The 17,142-nt window shown below is 63.5% G+C and carries 17 protein-coding genes; 9 read left to right on the forward strand and 8 right to left on the reverse strand.

The features are described from left to right. Positions 1–45: 45 nt before the first annotated feature. The 7 genes from Sa4125_RS17055 to Sa4125_RS17085 all read right to left on the reverse strand — a co-directional run bounded on the left by Sa4125_RS17055 (position 46) and on the right by Sa4125_RS17085 (position 6,504). Positions 46–1,641, reverse strand: a complete 1,596-nt coding sequence (locus tag Sa4125_RS17055; protein WP_223999787.1) for an ABC transporter substrate-binding protein — start codon at positions 1,639–1,641, stop codon at positions 46–48. 123 nt (positions 1,642–1,764) lie between these two features. After that, positions 1,765–2,955, reverse strand: coding sequence for an Mrp/NBP35 family ATP-binding protein (locus tag Sa4125_RS17060; RefSeq protein WP_223999788.1), 1,191 nt, complete (start codon positions 2,953–2,955; stop codon positions 1,765–1,767). Positions 2,956–3,101: 146 nt separating this feature from the next. After that, on the reverse strand, positions 3,102–3,389 hold the full coding sequence (locus Sa4125_RS17065; RefSeq protein ID WP_223999789.1) for a hypothetical protein: 288 nt from the start codon (positions 3,387–3,389) through the stop codon (positions 3,102–3,104). 127 nt (positions 3,390–3,516) lie between these two features. Then, a complete protein-coding gene (locus Sa4125_RS17070; protein ID WP_223999790.1) occupies positions 3,517–3,798 on the reverse strand; it encodes a hypothetical protein in 282 nt (93 codons plus the stop codon). A gap of 136 nt (positions 3,799–3,934) precedes the next feature. Then, positions 3,935–4,225 carry a hypothetical protein gene (locus Sa4125_RS17075; protein ID WP_223999797.1) on the reverse strand — a complete coding sequence of 97 codons (291 nt, stop codon included), beginning with the start codon at positions 4,223–4,225 and terminating at the stop codon, positions 3,935–3,937. Between the two features lie 184 nt (positions 4,226–4,409). Further along, entirely contained in the window at positions 4,410–5,444 is a 1,035-nt protein-coding gene (locus Sa4125_RS17080; RefSeq protein ID WP_224007901.1) for a sensor histidine kinase, read from the reverse strand. A 265-nt stretch (positions 5,445–5,709) separates the two neighbouring features. Then, on the reverse strand, positions 5,710–6,504 hold the full coding sequence (locus Sa4125_RS17085) for a response regulator (RefSeq protein ID WP_223999798.1): 795 nt from the start codon (positions 6,502–6,504) through the stop codon (positions 5,710–5,712). Positions 6,505–6,805: 301 nt separating this feature from the next. Between Sa4125_RS17085 and Sa4125_RS17090 the strand changes: the two genes are divergently transcribed. From Sa4125_RS17090 to Sa4125_RS17115, 6 genes are all read left to right on the forward strand, one after another. After that, complete coding sequence (locus Sa4125_RS17090; protein WP_224007904.1) at positions 6,806–6,988, forward strand: NepR family anti-sigma factor; 183 nt, start codon at positions 6,806–6,808, stop codon at positions 6,986–6,988. Positions 6,989–6,995: 7 nt separating this feature from the next. Next, positions 6,996–7,547 (forward strand): sigma-70 family RNA polymerase sigma factor, encoded by a 552-nt coding sequence (locus Sa4125_RS17095; protein ID WP_223999799.1) that lies wholly within the window; start codon positions 6,996–6,998, stop codon positions 7,545–7,547. Between the two features lie 154 nt (positions 7,548–7,701). Next, positions 7,702–8,055: a hypothetical protein gene (locus tag Sa4125_RS17100; protein WP_223999800.1), complete on the forward strand. Its 354-nt coding sequence runs from the start codon at positions 7,702–7,704 to the stop codon at positions 8,053–8,055. A 2-nt stretch (positions 8,056–8,057) separates the two neighbouring features. Continuing rightward, positions 8,058–8,501, forward strand: a complete 444-nt coding sequence (locus Sa4125_RS17105) for a hypothetical protein (protein WP_223999801.1) — start codon at positions 8,058–8,060, stop codon at positions 8,499–8,501. Positions 8,502–8,600: 99 nt separating this feature from the next. Further along, a complete protein-coding gene (locus tag Sa4125_RS17110; RefSeq protein WP_223999802.1) occupies positions 8,601–8,888 on the forward strand; it encodes a hypothetical protein in 288 nt (95 codons plus the stop codon). 52 nt (positions 8,889–8,940) lie between these two features. Further along, positions 8,941–9,222: a hypothetical protein gene (locus Sa4125_RS17115; RefSeq protein ID WP_223999803.1), complete on the forward strand. Its 282-nt coding sequence runs from the start codon at positions 8,941–8,943 to the stop codon at positions 9,220–9,222. Positions 9,223–9,330: 108 nt separating this feature from the next. On the opposite strand, the gene Sa4125_RS17120 is transcribed toward Sa4125_RS17115, so the two are convergent. Further along, entirely contained in the window at positions 9,331–10,482 is a 1,152-nt protein-coding gene (locus Sa4125_RS17120) for a diacylglycerol kinase family protein (RefSeq protein WP_223999805.1), read from the reverse strand. Between the two features lie 248 nt (positions 10,483–10,730). On the opposite strand from Sa4125_RS17120, the gene Sa4125_RS17125 reads away from it, so the two are divergent. From Sa4125_RS17125 to Sa4125_RS17135, 3 genes are all read left to right on the forward strand, one after another. Next, complete coding sequence (locus tag Sa4125_RS17125; protein WP_223999806.1) at positions 10,731–12,416, forward strand: PRC-barrel domain-containing protein; 1,686 nt, start codon at positions 10,731–10,733, stop codon at positions 12,414–12,416. A gap of 209 nt (positions 12,417–12,625) precedes the next feature. After that, entirely contained in the window at positions 12,626–13,966 is a 1,341-nt protein-coding gene (locus Sa4125_RS17130) for an efflux RND transporter periplasmic adaptor subunit (protein WP_223999808.1), read from the forward strand. Beyond that, positions 13,963–17,100: an efflux RND transporter permease subunit gene (locus tag Sa4125_RS17135; RefSeq protein WP_223999810.1), complete on the forward strand. Its 3,138-nt coding sequence runs from the start codon at positions 13,963–13,965 to the stop codon at positions 17,098–17,100. Before Sa4125_RS17130 ends, Sa4125_RS17135 begins: the two co-directional genes overlap by 4 nt. The last annotated feature ends 42 nt before the right edge of the window (positions 17,101–17,142 follow it).

Below are 17,142 nucleotides of genomic sequence, written 5' to 3' on the forward strand. Positions count from 1 at the left end.
GACTGACTGCCCTTCCGACGCCGCTCAACCTTGTCCTAACCGAAGCTATTCGGTGATGTCGACGCCGTCGAACCGATGCGAGCCAAGCGGATCCATCAGGTATCCCGTGACCTTCGGCGACATCGGCAGGCTGACCAGCGAATGGGCGATGGTCGCCCAGGGCGCCTGATCCTTGAACACGACCTGCGCCTCTTCGTAGAGCTTGGCGCGCTCGGCCTGGTCGGAGATCTGCGACGCCTTCTTGATCAGCGCATCATAGTCCTTGTTGCACCAGGCGGCCTTGTTGCCCGAACCGACGCCATCGCAGCCGAGCAGGATGGCGAGGAAGTTGTCCGGGTCACCGTTGTCTCCGGTCCAGCCGGCCAGCACCGCGCCATCGTGCTTCGGATCGCCGGCGAGCTTCAGATACTGCGTCCAATCGTAGGTCACGATCTCGACCGTGACGCCGACCTTGGCGAAGTCGGCCTGCAGCAGTTCAGCCATGCGGCGCGCGTTCGGATTGTAGGGACGGGCCACCGGCATCGCCCAGATCTTCATCGACAGATCCTTGACGCCAGCCGCCTCGAGCGCGGCCTTGGCCGCCTCGGGGTCGTACTTGTCGTCGGCGACGGCGTCGTTATAGGACCACATGGTCGGCGGGATCGGGTTCTTGGCGATCTGGCCAATGCCAGGGAAGACCGCCTCGAGGATGGCGTCCTTGTTGATTGCCATGTTCAGGGCGCGGCGAACCTCGGGCTTGTCGAAGGGAGCCTGGGTGGTGTTGTAGGCGAGGTAGCCGACATTGAGCCCTGGCTGCTCCAGCATGGTGACTGTCGAATCCGTCTTCAGCGCCGGAATGTCGGCCGGATTCGGATAGCCTGCGACATGGCACTCGCCAGCCTTCAGGCGCTGCAGGCGAACGGCGGCGTCCTGCGTGATGGCGAAGACGAGGTCGTCGATCGGCTGCTTGCCGCCCCAGTAGTCGGGATGGGCCTTGTAGCGGATGACGGCGTCCTGCTGGTAGGCGACGAACTGGAAGGGACCGGTGCCGAGCGGCTGCTGGTTCAGCTTCTCGGGCGTGCCGTCGGCGAGAAGCTTGTCGGCATATTCCTTCGACATGATCGACGCGAAATCCATCGCCAGATTGGCGATCATCGGCGCATTCGGTGCCGTCAGCGTCAGCTTGACCGTGTTGTCGTCGACCTTCTCGAAGGACTTGACCAGCGAGGGCATCGACATGTCGTTGTAGTAGCCCCAGGTCACGTCACCGGCATAGGCGAAATAGGGGTTTTCCTTGTTGCCCTGGCGATCGAAGGAGAAGATCACGTCGTCGGCGTTGAAATCACGCGTCGGCGTGAAAAACTCGGTCGACTGGAATTTGACGCCCTTGCGCAGGTTGAACGTGTATTCGAGACCGTCCTCGGAAACGGTCCAGCTTTCGGCCAGACCGGGAATGACCTCCGTGGTGCCGCGCTTGAACTCGGCGAGACGGTTGTAGACAGGCTTGGAGGACGCGTCGAAAGTCGTACCGGCGGTGTACAGGCCGGGGTCGAAACCTTCCGGAGAGCCCTCGGAGCAATAGACCAGGGTCTTGGCGTTCGCCGCCGACCCGAGGGTCAAGGCGAGTGCCGTCGCTGCGAGAAGCGTGGATACCAGTTTCATGGGCGATCTCCGTTGGAAAAAATACCAGTCTCGTTCCACTGACAGCGGTGAGTGAACACGGACAGGCATTGAACGCCATCCCACAGCGTTAGCATATTCGATGCAAGCTTAATTTATGATCATTCACTCAAAAACGATGCTGGGGGCCACAGGGCGCGACGCGCCGTCCGCGTCCATGGAAGCCAGGGCTGCTGCAGCGATCGCCCTGTAGATGCTGGCATGAACACCCTCGGGATCGGCGACGACGACCGGCCTCCCCTCGTCGGAGGTCTCGCGGATGCGCATGTGCAGCGGCACTTCGCCAAGGAAGGGCACGCCGAGTCGTGCCGCCTCGTCGCGTGCGCCGCCGTGACCAAAGATGTCCGAGCGCTCGCCACAGGACGGGCAGAGGAAATAGCTCATGTTCTCGACGATCCCGAGAACGGGCACATCCACCTTGCGAAACATCGCCAGGCCCTTGCGCGCGTCCAGCAATGCCAGATCCTGCGGCGTCGAGACGATGACGGCGCCCGCCAGCGGAACCTGCTGCGCCATCGTCAACTGGGCATCGCCGGTGCCGGGCGGCATGTCGACGACCAGGAGGTCGAGCTCGCCCCATTCCACCTCGCGCAGCATCTGCGTTATCGCCGACATCACCATCGGCCCGCGCCAGATCATCGGCGTCTCCTCGTCGACGAGAAGTCCCATCGACATGGCCTTCAAGCCATAGGCCTCGATCGGGATCATGATCCGACCGTTGCTTCGAGGCTTCTCCTTGATGGCGAGAAGCCGCGGCACGGAAGGGCCGTAAATGTCGGCGTCGAGCAGACCGACCTTCAGCCCGAGGGTGGCAAAGCCGAGCGCCAGATTGACAGCTGTGGTCGACTTGCCGACACCGCCCTTGCCGGAGGCGACGGCAATGATCCGTTTGATGCCGGGAATTCCTGGCTTGGCCGACGAAGACCGCGGGGCAGCGGGCGGCGACGCGCGGCCCGGTTGGGGCGCGTGAGGGGGATGGGCGTGGCCGGCATGCGAGTGAGCCGCAGGCGCGCTCTGCGGCCGGGGGACGGGACTGCTTCCGGGCTGCTTCTCCGCCGTCAATGCGACCATCGCCGACGTGATGCCGTCGAGCTTTGCAACCTCGATCTCGGCTCGGCGACGGAACGGCTCGAACATTTCGGCTGCCGCCGCGGGCACGGACAGCGAGAAGAACGCTTTTCCATCTGCGATGAAGATATCCGACACCATCCCGCGTCCTACGACATCGCCTCGGCCATCGGGCGCTTCGAGCGATTTCAGCACGGCAAGGATTTCGTCGCGGTGGGTAATGGGCATGCCTGTCTCCTCGCGCGCCGCGACTGAATCGCGTCTGTGGGCTGAAAGCCGTCGCACCTGCCATAGCGCTCGCGGACCGGGCGGGCAAATGCATCGTCGATCGAGCGAACCCCCTGTCGATCGGGCGAAGGAACGCTGCCGCAATGCTAGAGGCGGTAGCCTTCCGGACAGGCCGAGCGAAAGCGCCGCCGCTCGCCGGACTGCCAGATGCAATTGCCGGGACTGTTGGCCGCCGTGCCGATGACGGTATCGCCTGATCGAGGTACCGTGTCCCCGACCGTTCCGACCGAATAGGGGTTGGTGCGAGCACCCGCCACGCCGAAGACCGCGCCGAAGACCGGCGGCAGCGAACCCTCCGTGCCGCAACCGGCGAGAACCGTGCCTGAAATTGCGACGGCGAAAAGCTTGAGCGCAAGACGTGAGAGTGCCGGCATGACGTCCCCTATGGCGAACCCTGTGGCGAAAATCCGGAGAACCGGAACGACCAACTCAAAAAAAAACACCGCCCGGGGGCGGTGCTTCTGAAGCGATCCAACGAACGCCGGATAACTGTTCAATCCGTTATGGGCAGGCAGCGACGTAGCGCTCACCAGTGCGAGAGTCGCGATAGATGCAGTCGCCCGACTGCGAGCGTCCGATGACGTTACCGGCAATAGCACCTGCACCTGCACCAATGGCGCCGCCGATCAGCGCTCCCCGGGCATTCCCGGACACGCCTGCACCGATTGCCGCGCCGCCGAGACCGCCGATCAACGCGCCCGTTCCCGTGCTGCGTTCGGTCTGCGAGCATCCGCTTGCGACCAGCATCAGCCCGGCCATTGTTCCCGCCATAATGATTTTCATGAAGTTACGCCTCGCTACGATTTCGTCCCACAGCAAAGCGTTACAGCCATGAGAGCGTTCCATCAAACCGAAAATAAAAGGAACAGTCAGTGGCGTCTGGAGAGAGCGCCTTCGGAGATTTCAGACGGCACCACCGTTAGCGAGAGGCGACAATCTGCGGCTCAGCATCGAAGGTCACGATCAGACGGCCAGCCTTGCTGATCGACCAGTCAATATTGGCGGACTGCTCGAAAACGTCTTCGTTGACGTCCTTGCACACACCATAGACCTTGATGTCGTCGGTGCCGCTGAGACGCATCTGCAAAGCGAGATCCCGCCCGCATTCAGCCTGATCCTCATAAGCGGCGACAGGAACCGGGATTTCCTTGCAGACGGACGCATCAGCATTGCATCCGACCAGCAACATGAAAGCAGCGATGTGTTCCATATTGTCTCTCCTTCGCGCAATCAACGGAGGAGATGGCGGAATCGTTCCTGAGAACTGCCAGACTGCACTTGAAATCTCGCGCGATTACGAAAACGTGTACGATTCGAATCGGCTTGAGATGCAGGAAGCACGCGCTTCTGGCGTAGGGGCAGCCTCGAATCGAGACGGTTCCATTTGTGCGTCTTCAGCCGTTTTCGTTCGCTTCGAACTGCGTATCGGGAATCAACAGCGAATATCGGATTCCGTCCGGCAGGTAGTCGAGCTCGGCCTCTCCGCCGACCGAATTCGGCACGATGCGCTCCAGAGTGGACGTGCCGAAACGCGATTCGTGATCGGAGCGGACGCGCGGTCCTCCCGACTCCTGCCAGTTCAATCGAAGAAATGTTTCGCCGTTTCGCTCGACGATGACAGAGCTGATCCCGACCCTTCCGCCAGGTACGGACAGCGAGCCGTAAGAAGCGGCATTGACGGCCAGTTCATGCAGCGCCAGCCCGACGTGCAGGGATGCGGTCGGCGAGAGATAGACGTCCGACCCATCGAACCGGACTTGCCCGACCCCGTCGGGCGCATAACGCTCGACCTGCATCGCCACCAGGCTGACGAGGTCCGCACCGCGCCAATCTGCATCGGTGACGATATCCTGCGAGGCCGCCAGCGACTGGATCCGACCGCGGAAACGGACCAGAAATTCCGGCACGGTGACGGAATGCCGCGCCGTCTGGCTGGCCAGGCTCTGAATAATGGCCAGAAGATTCTTGGAGCGATGGGACAGTTCGCGAAGCAGTGTCTTCAGCGTCTCCTCGCGACGCTTCTGCTCCGTGATCTCAAGGGATGTCCCGATGATGCCAATGACGTCGTCGCCGTCCCGATCGACGTCGACGCGAATGTCGAACCAACGCGATGTCGATCCCGTCGTCGAGGCCAGCTCGAAATGTGCAGGTCGCTGGGTCCGAATGACATCTCGCTTGACAGCCTCGGACCGCTCGGCCGCCTGTCGGGAAAGAACATCGTGATCGCCAAGACCCAAGATCGAGTCATTCAGCCAGGTATCCTTGCTGTTAAAGACCCAGATATACTTCAGCTCACGATCTTGCGCGAACAGCGTCATCTCGGTGTTAGCAAGAGCTTTCAGAGCCTTGTACGCAACCATTTGCTGACGCTCGAACCTTGCTGCGTTGTAATACGCCCCTGCCGCTCTCGCGGCCGGCGCCTTCCCCATCACCGTCACTTCCTTCCTCGTTCATTACCGATGCTGGCAGAACGGAACAAGGTCACTCAAGTCGCTAAAGGAAGGCGCTGGGACCTCTCGGCTCAGCCGATTTGCCGTTGGACACTCCACTGACTGCCCAACGGCGCTGGCGGCCTGAGGTTCCTCACTCAGCCGCCGAAGACAGGCTCGCGACCCTTGAAATTCCTGTCATTTGTGGCGTGCGAACGGATTTTGTCCCAGGAGTCCGCAACGTTCGCAGCGATGAACTGTAGGCTCATGCAGCCGCCTTCTTCTCCGCTTCGAAGAAGAGCGCTTGGCTGATCAACGCCTTGACCATGTCGGGGTTGAAGGGCTTGGTCACCAGAAAAGTGGGTTCAGGCCGTTCACCCGTCAGGAGCCGCTCGGGAAAAGCGGTGATGAAAATAACCGGCACGCTGAGCTGCGCGAGGATATCGTTGACGGCATCGATGCCCGAGCTGCCGTCAGCGAGCTGGATGTCGGCCAAAACCATTCCCGGCTTCTGCTTATCGAACAGAGCCAGGGCTTCCTTGTGGGTTCGGGCGATACCGGTGACGCTGTGGCCGAGGCTTTCGACCATCTGTTCGATATCCATCGCGATAAGGGGCTCGTCCTCGATGATCATGATCTGCGTCGACACCTGGCGGCCGATATCGATGCTCGCTTCGTCGATCAGCCTGGAAAACTCACGCTCTCCAGTCCCCAGGATTTTTGCCGCCTCGCCAGTGGTAAAACCCTCGACGGCGACAAGAAGAAACGCCTGACGCGGCAGCGGCGAGATCGCGCGCAGGTTTCGCGACGTCCGCTCTTCCCATGCTGAGACGGGAGCGTCTTCGCGAATGTTGACTTCGACCGACTGCCACAGGGACGAGAACAGCCTGTACAAGGCAATCCGCGGGCTTTCTTCGGTGTTGAACAGGCTGGGATCGGCGATCAGCGCTTCGAGAACTGCAGCGACATAAGCATCCCCACTGGCCTGCGAGCCACTGAGGGCACGCGCATACCGCCTAAGATACGGAATATGCGGCGCTATGCGAGATGACATCGACATGGAAAAACTCCCCCTCGTGTCGATTGGAATACAATACGTCCAGTGGCGTCTACAATGCGCAAGCGGCCAGAAAGTTCCCAACGCGGGAACCTTTCGTCGCCGACCGAGTTTCAAGGCATGATGGGCGATACCGGCGAGGCTGGTAGTGCACCAAGGCCGAAGGGTCATCAAGGGGCTTGCGGAAGCCGCTGGCGCTCACACTTATCTGAACTGGGCGGACCGGCGCATCGGCCGTCAGGGTATCGTTATGGACACGAGAGGCTAGATGGCGGACCGCAAAAATGAGGACGATCCTGTGCAAATGACCCATGCAGAGCAAGCCGGCCCCACATCACAAGATCTCGGTCCCCACTCCGCCATCGCTCGCAAACTCAAGGCGTATTACGACGATGTCGCCAGCGAACCCGTGCCAGACCGCTTTCTAAGCCTGCTTGACGCGCTCGATGCCGCCGAGTCCGGGGCACAGAAGCAGAAACGCACATAGGACTGCGATGAGCCAGGATCCCGAATTCCGCCGCGAACTGATCTCCATCATCCCGAATCTCCGAGCGTTCGCCGCGTCGCTTTCGGGGTCGTTCGACCGTGCCGACGATTTGGTCCAGGAGACGCTGGTGAAGGCATGGGACAAGCAGCACACCTTTCAGCCCGGCACCAATCTCAAGGCATGGCTGTTCACCATCCTGCGCAACGAGTTCTATACGCAGATGCGTAAAAAGGGTCGTGAGGTCCAGGATGTCGATGGCATTCACGCCATGCAGCTTGCTGGCCATCCGGAACAGCATGGCCACCTCGACCTTCAGGATTTTCGCCGCGCCCTCGATCGACTGCCGGACGACCAGCGCGAGGCGCTCATCCTCATTGGCGCGTCCGGCTTTTCCTACGAAGAAGCCGCGGAGATCTGCAAATGCGCGGTCGGCACGATAAAGAGCCGCGTTTCGCGCGCCCGCAGCCGCATATCTGAATTGCTCGGCATTGAGGGGGACGGCGAGTACGGACCGGATTCGATCTCGTCCCAGATCATTGGCGTGGCCCCGGCAGCCTGATCGCTGGTTGCGCCGTGCTCTGGTCGATCGTGCTTTTCGGTTCCGCGCGGGAACCGGTCCTTCCCTCGGCCACTTGAACTTCCGTCGCCAGTGAGTCTGCATCAGTGGACGAAGTCTGGCTAGTTATCTCCCACCACCCTAGTGAGGATGCAGCATGCAGTCCGAGACCACGAACAACGACTTTCAGAGCCAAGGCACCGCAGGCCAGGGCTCGTCGGCATCCGTCAATGATGATCTGGAAACGCAGGTCGCCAAACTGAGGACCGACCTCGCAGGTGTCGCGGACGCTCTGAAGAATCTGGCATCCGAACGCGCGGACGGCGCGAAGCGCCAGGCTTATGCACTGCGTGACGATGTCCGCGATCGCGGCGAGCGTTATGTCCAGCAGGCCCAGGACGCCGTGTCGGAGATCGAGGATCAGGTCTCCGAGCGCGTGCGTGCGGAGCCGATCAAGGCCGTCGCGATTGCAGCTGCAATCGGCTATCTCTACGCGCGCATCTTTCACTGACCATGCTTCTCGCGCTGGTCACTAAGATCTTTGCAGGTGAGGCGGGCGTGTTTCTGGCTCGCCTGAAGCGTATTGCCGGACTCTATGTGCTGATGGCGATCTGCTTGTCGATGCTGGTCATTTTCTTGATGATCGCCCTGTTCACTTGGGCGTCCCAGCATTTTGGCACTCTGCCGACGGCGCTCGGCTTCTGCGGCGGCAGCCTCGTTCTGGTTCTGCTGACATTCGTCATGATCATGATGGCCAAGCGGCGGCCTTCCACGCGGGCGGACGATCGGCTTCAGCGTGACATCGCCTCCATCGCCAGCGTGACGGCTCTCAGCAACGCTCCGCAGATTTTTCGTGCCATTCGGCACAACCGCAGCCTGATCGCGTTTCCAATTGCCGCGGGCGGGCTCTACGGACTGTATCGTTTGATCGCCGGCTCCCGGCGTCGCGGATCGTGAGAATCGCCCCCATCAGCGGTGATCCTATCGCAGGCGGGGCATCTCACGCGAAAGCGGCGTGCAAACCCCGGCTCGCACCATCACTTCAAAGGAAAAACAATGTCACGGATCAATCCGGAAGAAGCCAGACAGGGCCGCAAGGGTAAGCCGGTTCTGCGGGTATTGATTGCCGCCCTCGTCCTGTGTGCGCTTGCAGCGATCATCATGACCGTCTTCGGCGCGATGCAGCCGGGCGATGATCTCCCGGCCGGCAGGGTCGGGACCGGTGGAGCGGAGGCGCCGGCTGCGACCGCGCAGCCCGCAACCCCGCCCGCTGCGGATTCCGGAACCTCGGCCGTCACTCCCGGTGATGCCGGAACGAGCCCGACTCCCGCGCCGGCGAACTGAGCATTATGGTGTTCGGGATCGACGCCCCTTTTATGCAACGAGGAAAGTGACGATGATCCCGGACGATCCGAGCGACACGAGCCAGCCCGACCTGCAGCCCCCCTCGCCCGACGAGTTTCAGGCAGCGATCGATGATATCCTGGCCGATACTTCCATGTCTGATCAGGAAAAGGCGCTGCGCCTGGACACGCTGCGTCAGGAGTTTGTCCTGCCCGACCACGTCGAGCATGACCCCTACCGTCCGATCGAGGCACAGCTGTCTGATGCGATAGCGATGCTTGCAGAGGGTGGGCACCTTTACAGGCCCGGCATCACGGACAAAGAAGCAGGCTGACGAGCCATCGACCGTTGCGTGGGCGCCCTGACGTCCAGCGCTTTGAATGTTCGAGCTCTACCCTGTCGAAATCAGGAATTGCGCGGTCGGCGTGCCTGGTGACCGCGGTTACGCCGTGCAGACAGTCGCCGTGTCGTCTATTGCGGTCTCAGGTGCGAGGAAGGTCGCTTCGCTGGGGACAAGGACGCGCAGCGCTTTGGGGTGGATGACGATCTCCGACCTTTCCGCCAGATTCCTGAGCTCGCCGTCCCGGACCGCCCGGTCCTGGCGCTTCGATCCGCGGCAGCCGACGACCACCTTGCGCGCGGCATAGACTTTCAGCGAAGGGTTTTGACGCCACTTCCCCCTAAGAATGTCGAAGGTCAGCCGCGTCATCGCACGAGTATCGCGGGTCTCGCAGATGTATACGCCGAGCACGCCGCCTCTGGGATCGTCGGCGAAGGGGAGATGCCCGTCGCCATAGACATTGTTGGAGACCGCGAGTGCCGGTGTCTCGAGCCGGCGGATCTCGCCGTCGATGTCGATCTCCACCTCCACCATCGGTAGGCTGCGCAGTGTCGCCATGATCGCACGGGTGGAGGCGAACATCTTTCCGAGCCGCGAGCCGTAGGCGATGCTGTCTCGCATCCGAACCATCCGCGCGTGCATGCCGACGGCGAACTGGTGAACGAAGGGCTTGCCGTTGACGGTCGCGACGTCGACCTCGGTGATCGCGCCGCCGGCCAGCGCAACCACTGCCGCCTCGATCGCCAGCGGGATCTGCAGGGTCCGGGCAAACAGGTTCATCGTCCCCGCCGGCAGGATCGCGAGCGCCATGGGGTGGTTCATCAAAGCCGCTGCCGCTGCCGAGACCGTGCCATCGCCCCCTCCCACCAGCAGCACGTCGAGATCGCTGCGGTCGGCGGCGCGTTTGATCGCCTTCACGATCTCACTGCCCCGTACGCACTCGATGTCGACGTCGTGCCCGTGCAGTCGGAATTCATCGGCAATCAGTTCGGAGAAGCGATCGAGATCCGTCGTCTTCAGCGTACCGCCCTCGCGGTTCAGAATGGTATGGATCTTCATCATTTCCTCTGCCGCAAGGCTCAGCCTGCCGCAAGTTACGTCAGAATAGGGCCGGAGCCCATCGCGAGCGCTGTAGAGCAGGGGATTGTGGCCGGTCAAACATCTCTGGTGGTTCTGGAAACGACCGGATTTGACGACGGATCGTCGCACAGCAAGCAACACGGCGACACGCCCATCAACGGGCTTCAGGTCCAAGTTGCTGATTGAGAACGCGGTTTAGCAATTTTCTGATGACGCATCGCGGTATCGGCGGTCGTTCTCCGGGTTCTGCAAAGCGCTCCTGCCTCCAAACGCCGGTGAAGAAAAGCGTCGCGGCCGGGCTCAAGGGCGGAACCTTGGGGACCGCGAAGGGATTGTCTCACTGTGTAGCTGCTGACGGGATCGGCTTTGTGCCTGACACCTCCGCAGCATTTCCGACGACTCTTTCGACGAGGAAACCCGCCATGATGATCCGCAAACTTCTCACCACGACAGCTCTTGCCAGCGTTATCGCCTCCGCGGCGTTCGCCCAGGCGACGACGCCGGCTGCAGAGACCCCCGCTGCGACGACGGCGGCTCCCGCCACCGACACGATGGCTCCCGCGGCAACCGATGCGGCGCCTGCCGCTGATACTGCTGCTACGGGCGGCAGCATCGCCTACATGCAGTCCCTGAGCACCGGCGAGCATCTCGCAAGCGTGCTGACCGGCGCAGACGTATACCAGAACGACTCCGCCGACGCCGAGTCCGCCGGCAAGATCGACAACTTTCTCGTCAGCAACGATGGCAAGATTGTCGCGGCGATCATCGATACCGCTGGCCTTGACGACGACAAGTCTGTCGCGGTGCCGATCGACAAGCTGACCTGGAAGATGGCCGAGAACGGCGACGAGCCCCGCGCAATCCTTGCCGCCTCGCGCGACGAACTGGTTGCGGCACCTGTTTTCACGGCACTGACTGCCGCTGAGGCCGCGGCAACGGCGCCGGCCGCCGGTACGGGTGCTGCCACGGGCGCCCCCGCGGCGACCACGACCGCTCCTGCCATGGGAACCGACACCGCGGCGATGGCTCCCGCTGCCGGCACGGACGCAGCAACGACTGCGCCGATGGCCACCGCGGACGCGACACAGTCGTCGGCCATGGGCGACGGCACCTATGCCGCGACGGTTGGAAACGACCAGTTCCTCTCCGAAGATCTGATCGGCGAGAATGTCTATTCGGGTGCCGGCGATGACGCCGACTCGATCGGTTCGGTGAACGACCTGGTCATGGCCGACAACGGCGACATCAAGGGCGTCGTCGTGGGTGTCGGCGGCTTCCTCGGGATCGGCGAAAAGAACGTCGGCGTACCTTTCGCCAATCTGCAGCTGACCAAGGTCGATGGTGACGAGACCCGGGCGATCGTTGAATCCACCAAGGATCAGCTGACAGCAGCTCCGAGCTTCAACGCGGATGCCGCCGAAGTCGCCGGCAATGCCGGCGCCACGGCCGACACCACTACGACGGCTGCCAATACGGGTGCGGCGGGCACCGCAACCGGAATGGCTGCCGACACCGCTGCCGCCCCGGCGGCATCCGATACCGCTGCCAACACGGCAACAGGTTCGGCGATGACCCCTGCCGCTCCGGCGACCAACATGGCTGCGACCGGCACCGCGCCGGCCACCGATACCACCGCATCGACTGGTGGCGCATCGGACCGCTCGGCCATGACCCCGGTGACAGGACCAGAGCTGACCGCCGAGTCGCTTGTCGGAACGACCGTCTACGGCCCGAACGATGAGAGCATTGGTGAAGTCGGTGACATCGCCCTGAGCGCGGCCGGCACCGTTGACGCCATCATCGTCGATGTCGGCGGTTTCCTCGGCATCGGCCAGAAGCCGGTCGCCGTTGCCATGGACAACCTTCAGTTCATGAAGGACAGCGGTGGCTCGATGTATCTCTACACGCAGTTCACCCAGGACGAGCTGACGAGCGCACCGGAGTACAACAGCTCGACCTACGCTGAGAACCGTGACCAGATGCGCATCGGCGCGGGCGGCCAGATCCCGCAGGAAACCGGCGCGTCGACCGACATGCCGGCACCGGCGACGGGGACTGATGCGATGACCCCGAACGCTGCCGGAACGACCCCGGCGCCTGCGCAGTAACAAGCGCTGATCAGATGATGAGAGGGCTCGCCATACGGCGGGCCCTTTTTTATGGCCGGTACTTTCCCGACAGCTGTTCACGACGCGGTGCGCCTGCGACATGATGACCTTACGCAGATTTCATCTGGAAATTTCGCGCGGCTCGGTATGCTCTCTGGGAGCGGCCAGCCCTTCATCCGGCGTTCATGCCATTTAAGCTATGGAACCGCATGCATATCGTGAAGCAGATCCTCATCACTCTCGTCGTTCTGCTCGTAGGCGGGGCATTGTGGCTGCGCTTCGACAGCCGCGCCGGCGACTATCTGGCCAGTCTCGACCTTCCCGGCCCGGTCACCTCTGTCGTGGCGCTTCTGACACCGGAGCCGGCAGGCAAGGTCGCCGCCCCCACCGGCCTGGACAGCCGCGCGGGCAGCGGCCGGAATCCCGGCGGTCGGAGCGGCGCGGGGCGCCCGACGATCGTCGTCGCCGACCAGGTCGGGACATCGATGACGCGAAACCGCATGCGCGCCATCGGCACCGGTGAGGCGCAACGCTCGGTGACCGTCTATCCCGACGTGACGGGCATCATCCGCACGGTTCCGTTCAAATCAGGTGATGCCGTCGCGGTCGGCGACGTGCTCGCCAATCTCGAAGACGAAAACGAGCAAGTCGCGGTCGAACGCGCGAAAATCGCAATCGACGCCAGCGAAGCGAAGATCGAGCGCGTCAACCGGTTGCAGGCCTCCCGCGCCATTACGGCCGTGGAAGTCACCGACGCCATTCGCGAGCTCGACAACGCCAAGCTCGACCTGCGGGCCGCGGAGGTTGCGCTCGCCAAGCGCCGGATCGTCGCACCGATCGCGGGCCGCGTCGGCATTGTCAGTGTGGACACGGGGGACCTCGTCAACAATCAGACGATCATCACGACCATCGACGATCGCAGCGAGATCAAGGTGATCTTCTATACGCCGGAGAGCTTCGTGCAGGATCTGCAGATCGGCGCGACCATCGAGGCGGTCAGCACGGCACGGCCCGAAAAAGTCCATACCGGTGTCATCACCGCCATCGACAGCCGCCTCGACGAGGCAAGCCGCACGCTCCGCACCGAGGCGACGATTGCCAACCAGCAAGACGAGCTGCGTCCCGGCATGTCCTTTGCGATGACGCTGGAGCTCGACGGCCAGCGCCTGCTCTCCGTCGATCCCCTGTCGGTGCAATGGGAACGCAGTGGACCAATTGTCTGGACCATCACCGGCGATACCGTGGCGAAGACCCCGGTCCGCATCATCGAGCGCAATATCGACCGCGTCCTTGTCGCTTCCGAGCAGTTGAAAGAAGGCGACACGGTCGTCGTCGAGGGAATCCAGGCTTTGCGCGAGGGCGGCAAGGTCGAGATCCAGAACAATCAGGGGCCGCCGACGGAACCGTTAGCCAAAGGCCCTGCCCTCGGCCCCTCTGCCCAAGCACAGTTTCCGCGTCCTCCGGTCGCCGGAGAGGCAGGCATTTCCATCGCCTCCCCCGCCGACGCCGCCGTCCGTCGGTCTTCGACCACGACGGGATCCGTCCAATGAGCGAGGTGGCCGCCAAGCCCGACGGACTGACGGCGCTTACCAGTCTGTTCATCCGCCGGCCGGTTCTGACCATCGTCCTCAATCTGCTTATCGTCGTTGCGGGTCTCGCCTCGCTCGGTGCCGTCGAGATCCGCGAACTGCCGAATGTCGATCGGCCGGTCATCACCGTCTCCGTCGACTTCGAAGGCGCCTCGCCCGAAACCGTCGACCGGCAGATCACCAGCGCCGTCGAGAGTGCCGTCTCGCGCGTCTCCGGCATCGCCTCGGTGTCGTCGAGCTCGCGCTTCGGCTCCAGCCGCGTCACCATCGAGTTCACCGACTCGACCGATCTCAACGTCGCCGCGAGCGATGTGCGCGACGCCATGAGCCGCATTGCCGGCCAGCTTCCCGAGGAGGTCGATGAACCCCGCATCGTCAAGGCAGATGCCGATGCCGAGGCGATCATGCGCCTGGCCGTCATTGCGCCGACGATGAAGATCGAGGATCTGACGACCCTGGTCGAGGATCGGATTTCCGATCAGCTGGCCGCCGTCGAGGGTGTCGCTGACCTCCAGCTCTATGGCGAGCGCGAGCGTCTGGTCTATGTCGACATCGAGCCGGACCGGCTGGCGACCCGGGGCCTCACCATCGCCGACGTCGCCACGGCCCTGGCGAACGTCTCGCTCGACGTTCCGGCCGGCTCGCTCGCTTCGCCGACGCAGGACCTGATCGTACGGGCCGACGCCAATGTGACCACGCCCGCCGAATTCGAGAACATCGCGCTGAACGAGCGGACGCGCCTGCGCGACGTCGCCAGCGTCCGCTTCGGTCCGGACGAGGCGGCATCCCAGCAGCGCATCAATGGCGAGACCGGGATCGGCCTCGGCATCATCCGCCAGGCTGGATCGAGCACGCTCGACATCTCCGCCAATGTCCACGCCATGGTGGACCGGCTGAACGGGACGCTTCCCCAAGGCGTCTCGATCCGCGTGACCAGCGACAACGCCGTCTTCATCGCCGGCGCGATCCACGAGGTCGAAATCGCCCTGTTCTTCGCCGTCATCATCGTGGTCGCGGTGATCTTCCTGTTTCTGCTGAATGTCCGGGCGACGATCATCCCGACATTGACGATGCCGGTGGCGCTGATCGGCACCATCACCTTCATCTATCTCGTCGGCTTCTCGATCAACATCCTGACGCTCCTGGCGCTGGTTCTGGCGACGGGCATGGTGGTCGACGACGCGATCATCGTCCTCGAGAACATCGTCCGCCGCCGCGACATGGGGGCCCGGCCCGCCGCCGCGGCCGTACTCGGCACGCGCCAGGTCTTCTTTGCGGTGATCTCGACGACGGCGACGCTCGCCGCGGTGTTCATTCCGATCTCCTTCCTGCCTGGCGCCGCCGGCGGCCTGTTCCGCGAGTTCGGCTTCGTCCTCGCCGTCGCCGTCGTGATCTCCTCCTTCATCGCGCTGACGCTGTGCCCCATGCTCGCCGCCAACCTGTTGAAGGCGCACGAGGACGAGCGCGCGCCCGGCTGGTTCACGCGGTCGGTCCAGGGGCTCGGCACCGGACTCGCGAAAATCTATGCCGTCGGCCTGAGGGCCTGCCTCGCCTTCCCGCTCCTCGTCGTCACCGCCTCGGTCCTCTTCTGCTTTGCCGCCTTCCTCACCTACAAGACGCTGCCGCAGGAGCTGACGCCGAGCGAGGACCGCGGACTGGTCCTCATGCGCGTCACCGCCCCGCAAGGCGCCAGTCTCGACTACACCGCGGCCCAGATGAGGCGCATCGAGTCGATCGTCCTGCCCTATGTCGAGAGCGGCGAGGCGACGAACATCTTTGCGACGACCGGTCGCGGCGCGGCCAATTCCGCCTTCCTGGTGATGACGCTTGCCAAGTGGGAAAACCGCGAGCGGACGCAGCAGCAGATCGTTGCGGAGGTGAACGCCGCGGTGCGCAACGTGCCGGGCGTGCGCGCCTTCGCGATCCAGCCGAATTCGCTCGGCATCCGCGGCGGCGGCCAGGGACTGCGCTTCGCCGTGGCCGGGCAGAACTACGACGAGATCACCGACGCGGCGACGAAACTGCAGGAGGCCATGGCCGCCGACGGTCGCTGGGGGCGCACGCAGCTGGCGGCGGAAGCGACGCAGCCGCAGGTCTCGGTTCTCATCGACCGCGCCCGGGCCTCCGATCTCGGCATCGACATCGACGGTCTTGCCGCCGCCATGCAGTCGCTGCTCGACGGCCGCGAGATTACCAATACCTATATCGAGGACAAGCAGATCCCGGTCCGCATGGTGGCGACGAGCGACCCCATCAACGATCCGGGCGACCTGCGCAACGTCTTCCTGAAGGCGCAGGACGGCCGTCTCGTCCCGATGTCGACGGTGGCGACGACCGAGGAGCGCCCGATCGCGCCGACGCTCGACCGCGAAAACCGCTCGCGCGCCGTCTCGCTGTCCGCCGAACTCTCCGAGGACTACGCCCTGCAGCGCGCCTGGGCCGAGCTGCAGCCCCTGGCCGCTAACATCCTCCCCGAAGGCATGCGCCTCGTGCCGCTGGCCGAGGCGGCGACGCTGCAGGAAACGTCCGGCGGGCTTGCCATCGTCTTCGGCTTTGCCATCGTCGTCATCGTGCTCGTTTTGGCCGCGCAGTTCGAGAGCTTCGTCTCGGCGCTGATCATCATCGCGACGGTGCCGCTGGGCGTTGCCTGCGCTGTGTTCTCGCTCGCCTTCTTCGGGCTCAGCCTGAACCTCTACAGCCAGATCGGGCTGGTGCTCCTCGTCGGCATCATGGCCAAGAACGGCATTCTCGTCGTGGAATTCGCCAACCAGCTGCGCGAGGAAGGCCAGTCCCTGCGCGAGGCCATCGAGAACGCCGCGCTGATCCGCCTGAGGCCGGTCATGATGACGATGGTCGCGACCGTGGTCGGCGGCGTGCCGCTGGTTCTCGCCGCCGGCGCCGGGGCCGAGGCGCGCGTCGCGCTCGGCTACGTCATCGTCGGCGGCCTCGGTATTGCGACATTCGCGACGCTCTTCGTCACGCCCGTCGCCTATCTCATCCTCGGCCGCTTCGCCCCGCCCGTCGCCGACCGCACGGCGCAGCTCAACCGCGACATCGCCCATGCCGAGGAACTGGGCGCGCCGGAGCCGGCGTGAGGAAGCGGTCGCGCGCGAAAGGGCCGCCGAGAGAGCCGTTGC

The sequence above is a fragment of the Aureimonas sp. SA4125 genome (assembly GCF_019973775.1).
Taxonomy (GTDB): Bacteria; Pseudomonadota; Alphaproteobacteria; order Rhizobiales; family Rhizobiaceae; genus Plantimonas.

Excerpts from the sequence above, each read along its gene's own strand:
- Sa4125_RS17110 (WP_223999802.1), top strand. The coding sequence starts at position 8,601 with ATGTCACGGATCAATCCGGAAGAAGCCAGACAGGGCCGCAAGGGTAAG.
- Sa4125_RS17085 (WP_223999798.1), bottom strand. The coding sequence starts at position 6,504 with ATGTCGATGTCATCTCGCATAGCGCCGCATATTCCGTATCTTAGGCGG.
- Sa4125_RS17080 (WP_224007901.1), bottom strand. The coding sequence starts at position 5,444 with ATGGGGAAGGCGCCGGCCGCGAGAGCGGCAGGGGCGTATTACAACGCA.
- Sa4125_RS17115 (WP_223999803.1), top strand. The coding sequence starts at position 8,941 with ATGATCCCGGACGATCCGAGCGACACGAGCCAGCCCGACCTGCAGCCC.
- Sa4125_RS17135 (WP_223999810.1), top strand. The coding sequence starts at position 13,963 with ATGAGCGAGGTGGCCGCCAAGCCCGACGGACTGACGGCGCTTACCAGT.
- Sa4125_RS17105 (WP_223999801.1), top strand. The coding sequence starts at position 8,058 with ATGCTTCTCGCGCTGGTCACTAAGATCTTTGCAGGTGAGGCGGGCGTG.
- Sa4125_RS17065 (WP_223999789.1), bottom strand. The coding sequence starts at position 3,389 with ATGCCGGCACTCTCACGTCTTGCGCTCAAGCTTTTCGCCGTCGCAATT.
- Sa4125_RS17060 (WP_223999788.1), bottom strand. The coding sequence starts at position 2,955 with ATGCCCATTACCCACCGCGACGAAATCCTTGCCGTGCTGAAATCGCTC.
- Sa4125_RS17100 (WP_223999800.1), top strand. The coding sequence starts at position 7,702 with ATGCAGTCCGAGACCACGAACAACGACTTTCAGAGCCAAGGCACCGCA.
- Sa4125_RS17095 (WP_223999799.1), top strand. The coding sequence starts at position 6,996 with ATGAGCCAGGATCCCGAATTCCGCCGCGAACTGATCTCCATCATCCCG.
- Sa4125_RS17055 (WP_223999787.1), bottom strand. The coding sequence starts at position 1,641 with ATGAAACTGGTATCCACGCTTCTCGCAGCGACGGCACTCGCCTTGACC.
- Sa4125_RS17090 (WP_224007904.1), top strand. The coding sequence starts at position 6,806 with ATGACCCATGCAGAGCAAGCCGGCCCCACATCACAAGATCTCGGTCCC.
- Sa4125_RS17130 (WP_223999808.1), top strand. The coding sequence starts at position 12,626 with ATGCATATCGTGAAGCAGATCCTCATCACTCTCGTCGTTCTGCTCGTA.
- Sa4125_RS17070 (WP_223999790.1), bottom strand. The coding sequence starts at position 3,798 with ATGAAAATCATTATGGCGGGAACAATGGCCGGGCTGATGCTGGTCGCA.
- Sa4125_RS17125 (WP_223999806.1), top strand. The coding sequence starts at position 10,731 with ATGATGATCCGCAAACTTCTCACCACGACAGCTCTTGCCAGCGTTATC.
- Sa4125_RS17075 (WP_223999797.1), bottom strand. The coding sequence starts at position 4,225 with ATGGAACACATCGCTGCTTTCATGTTGCTGGTCGGATGCAATGCTGAT.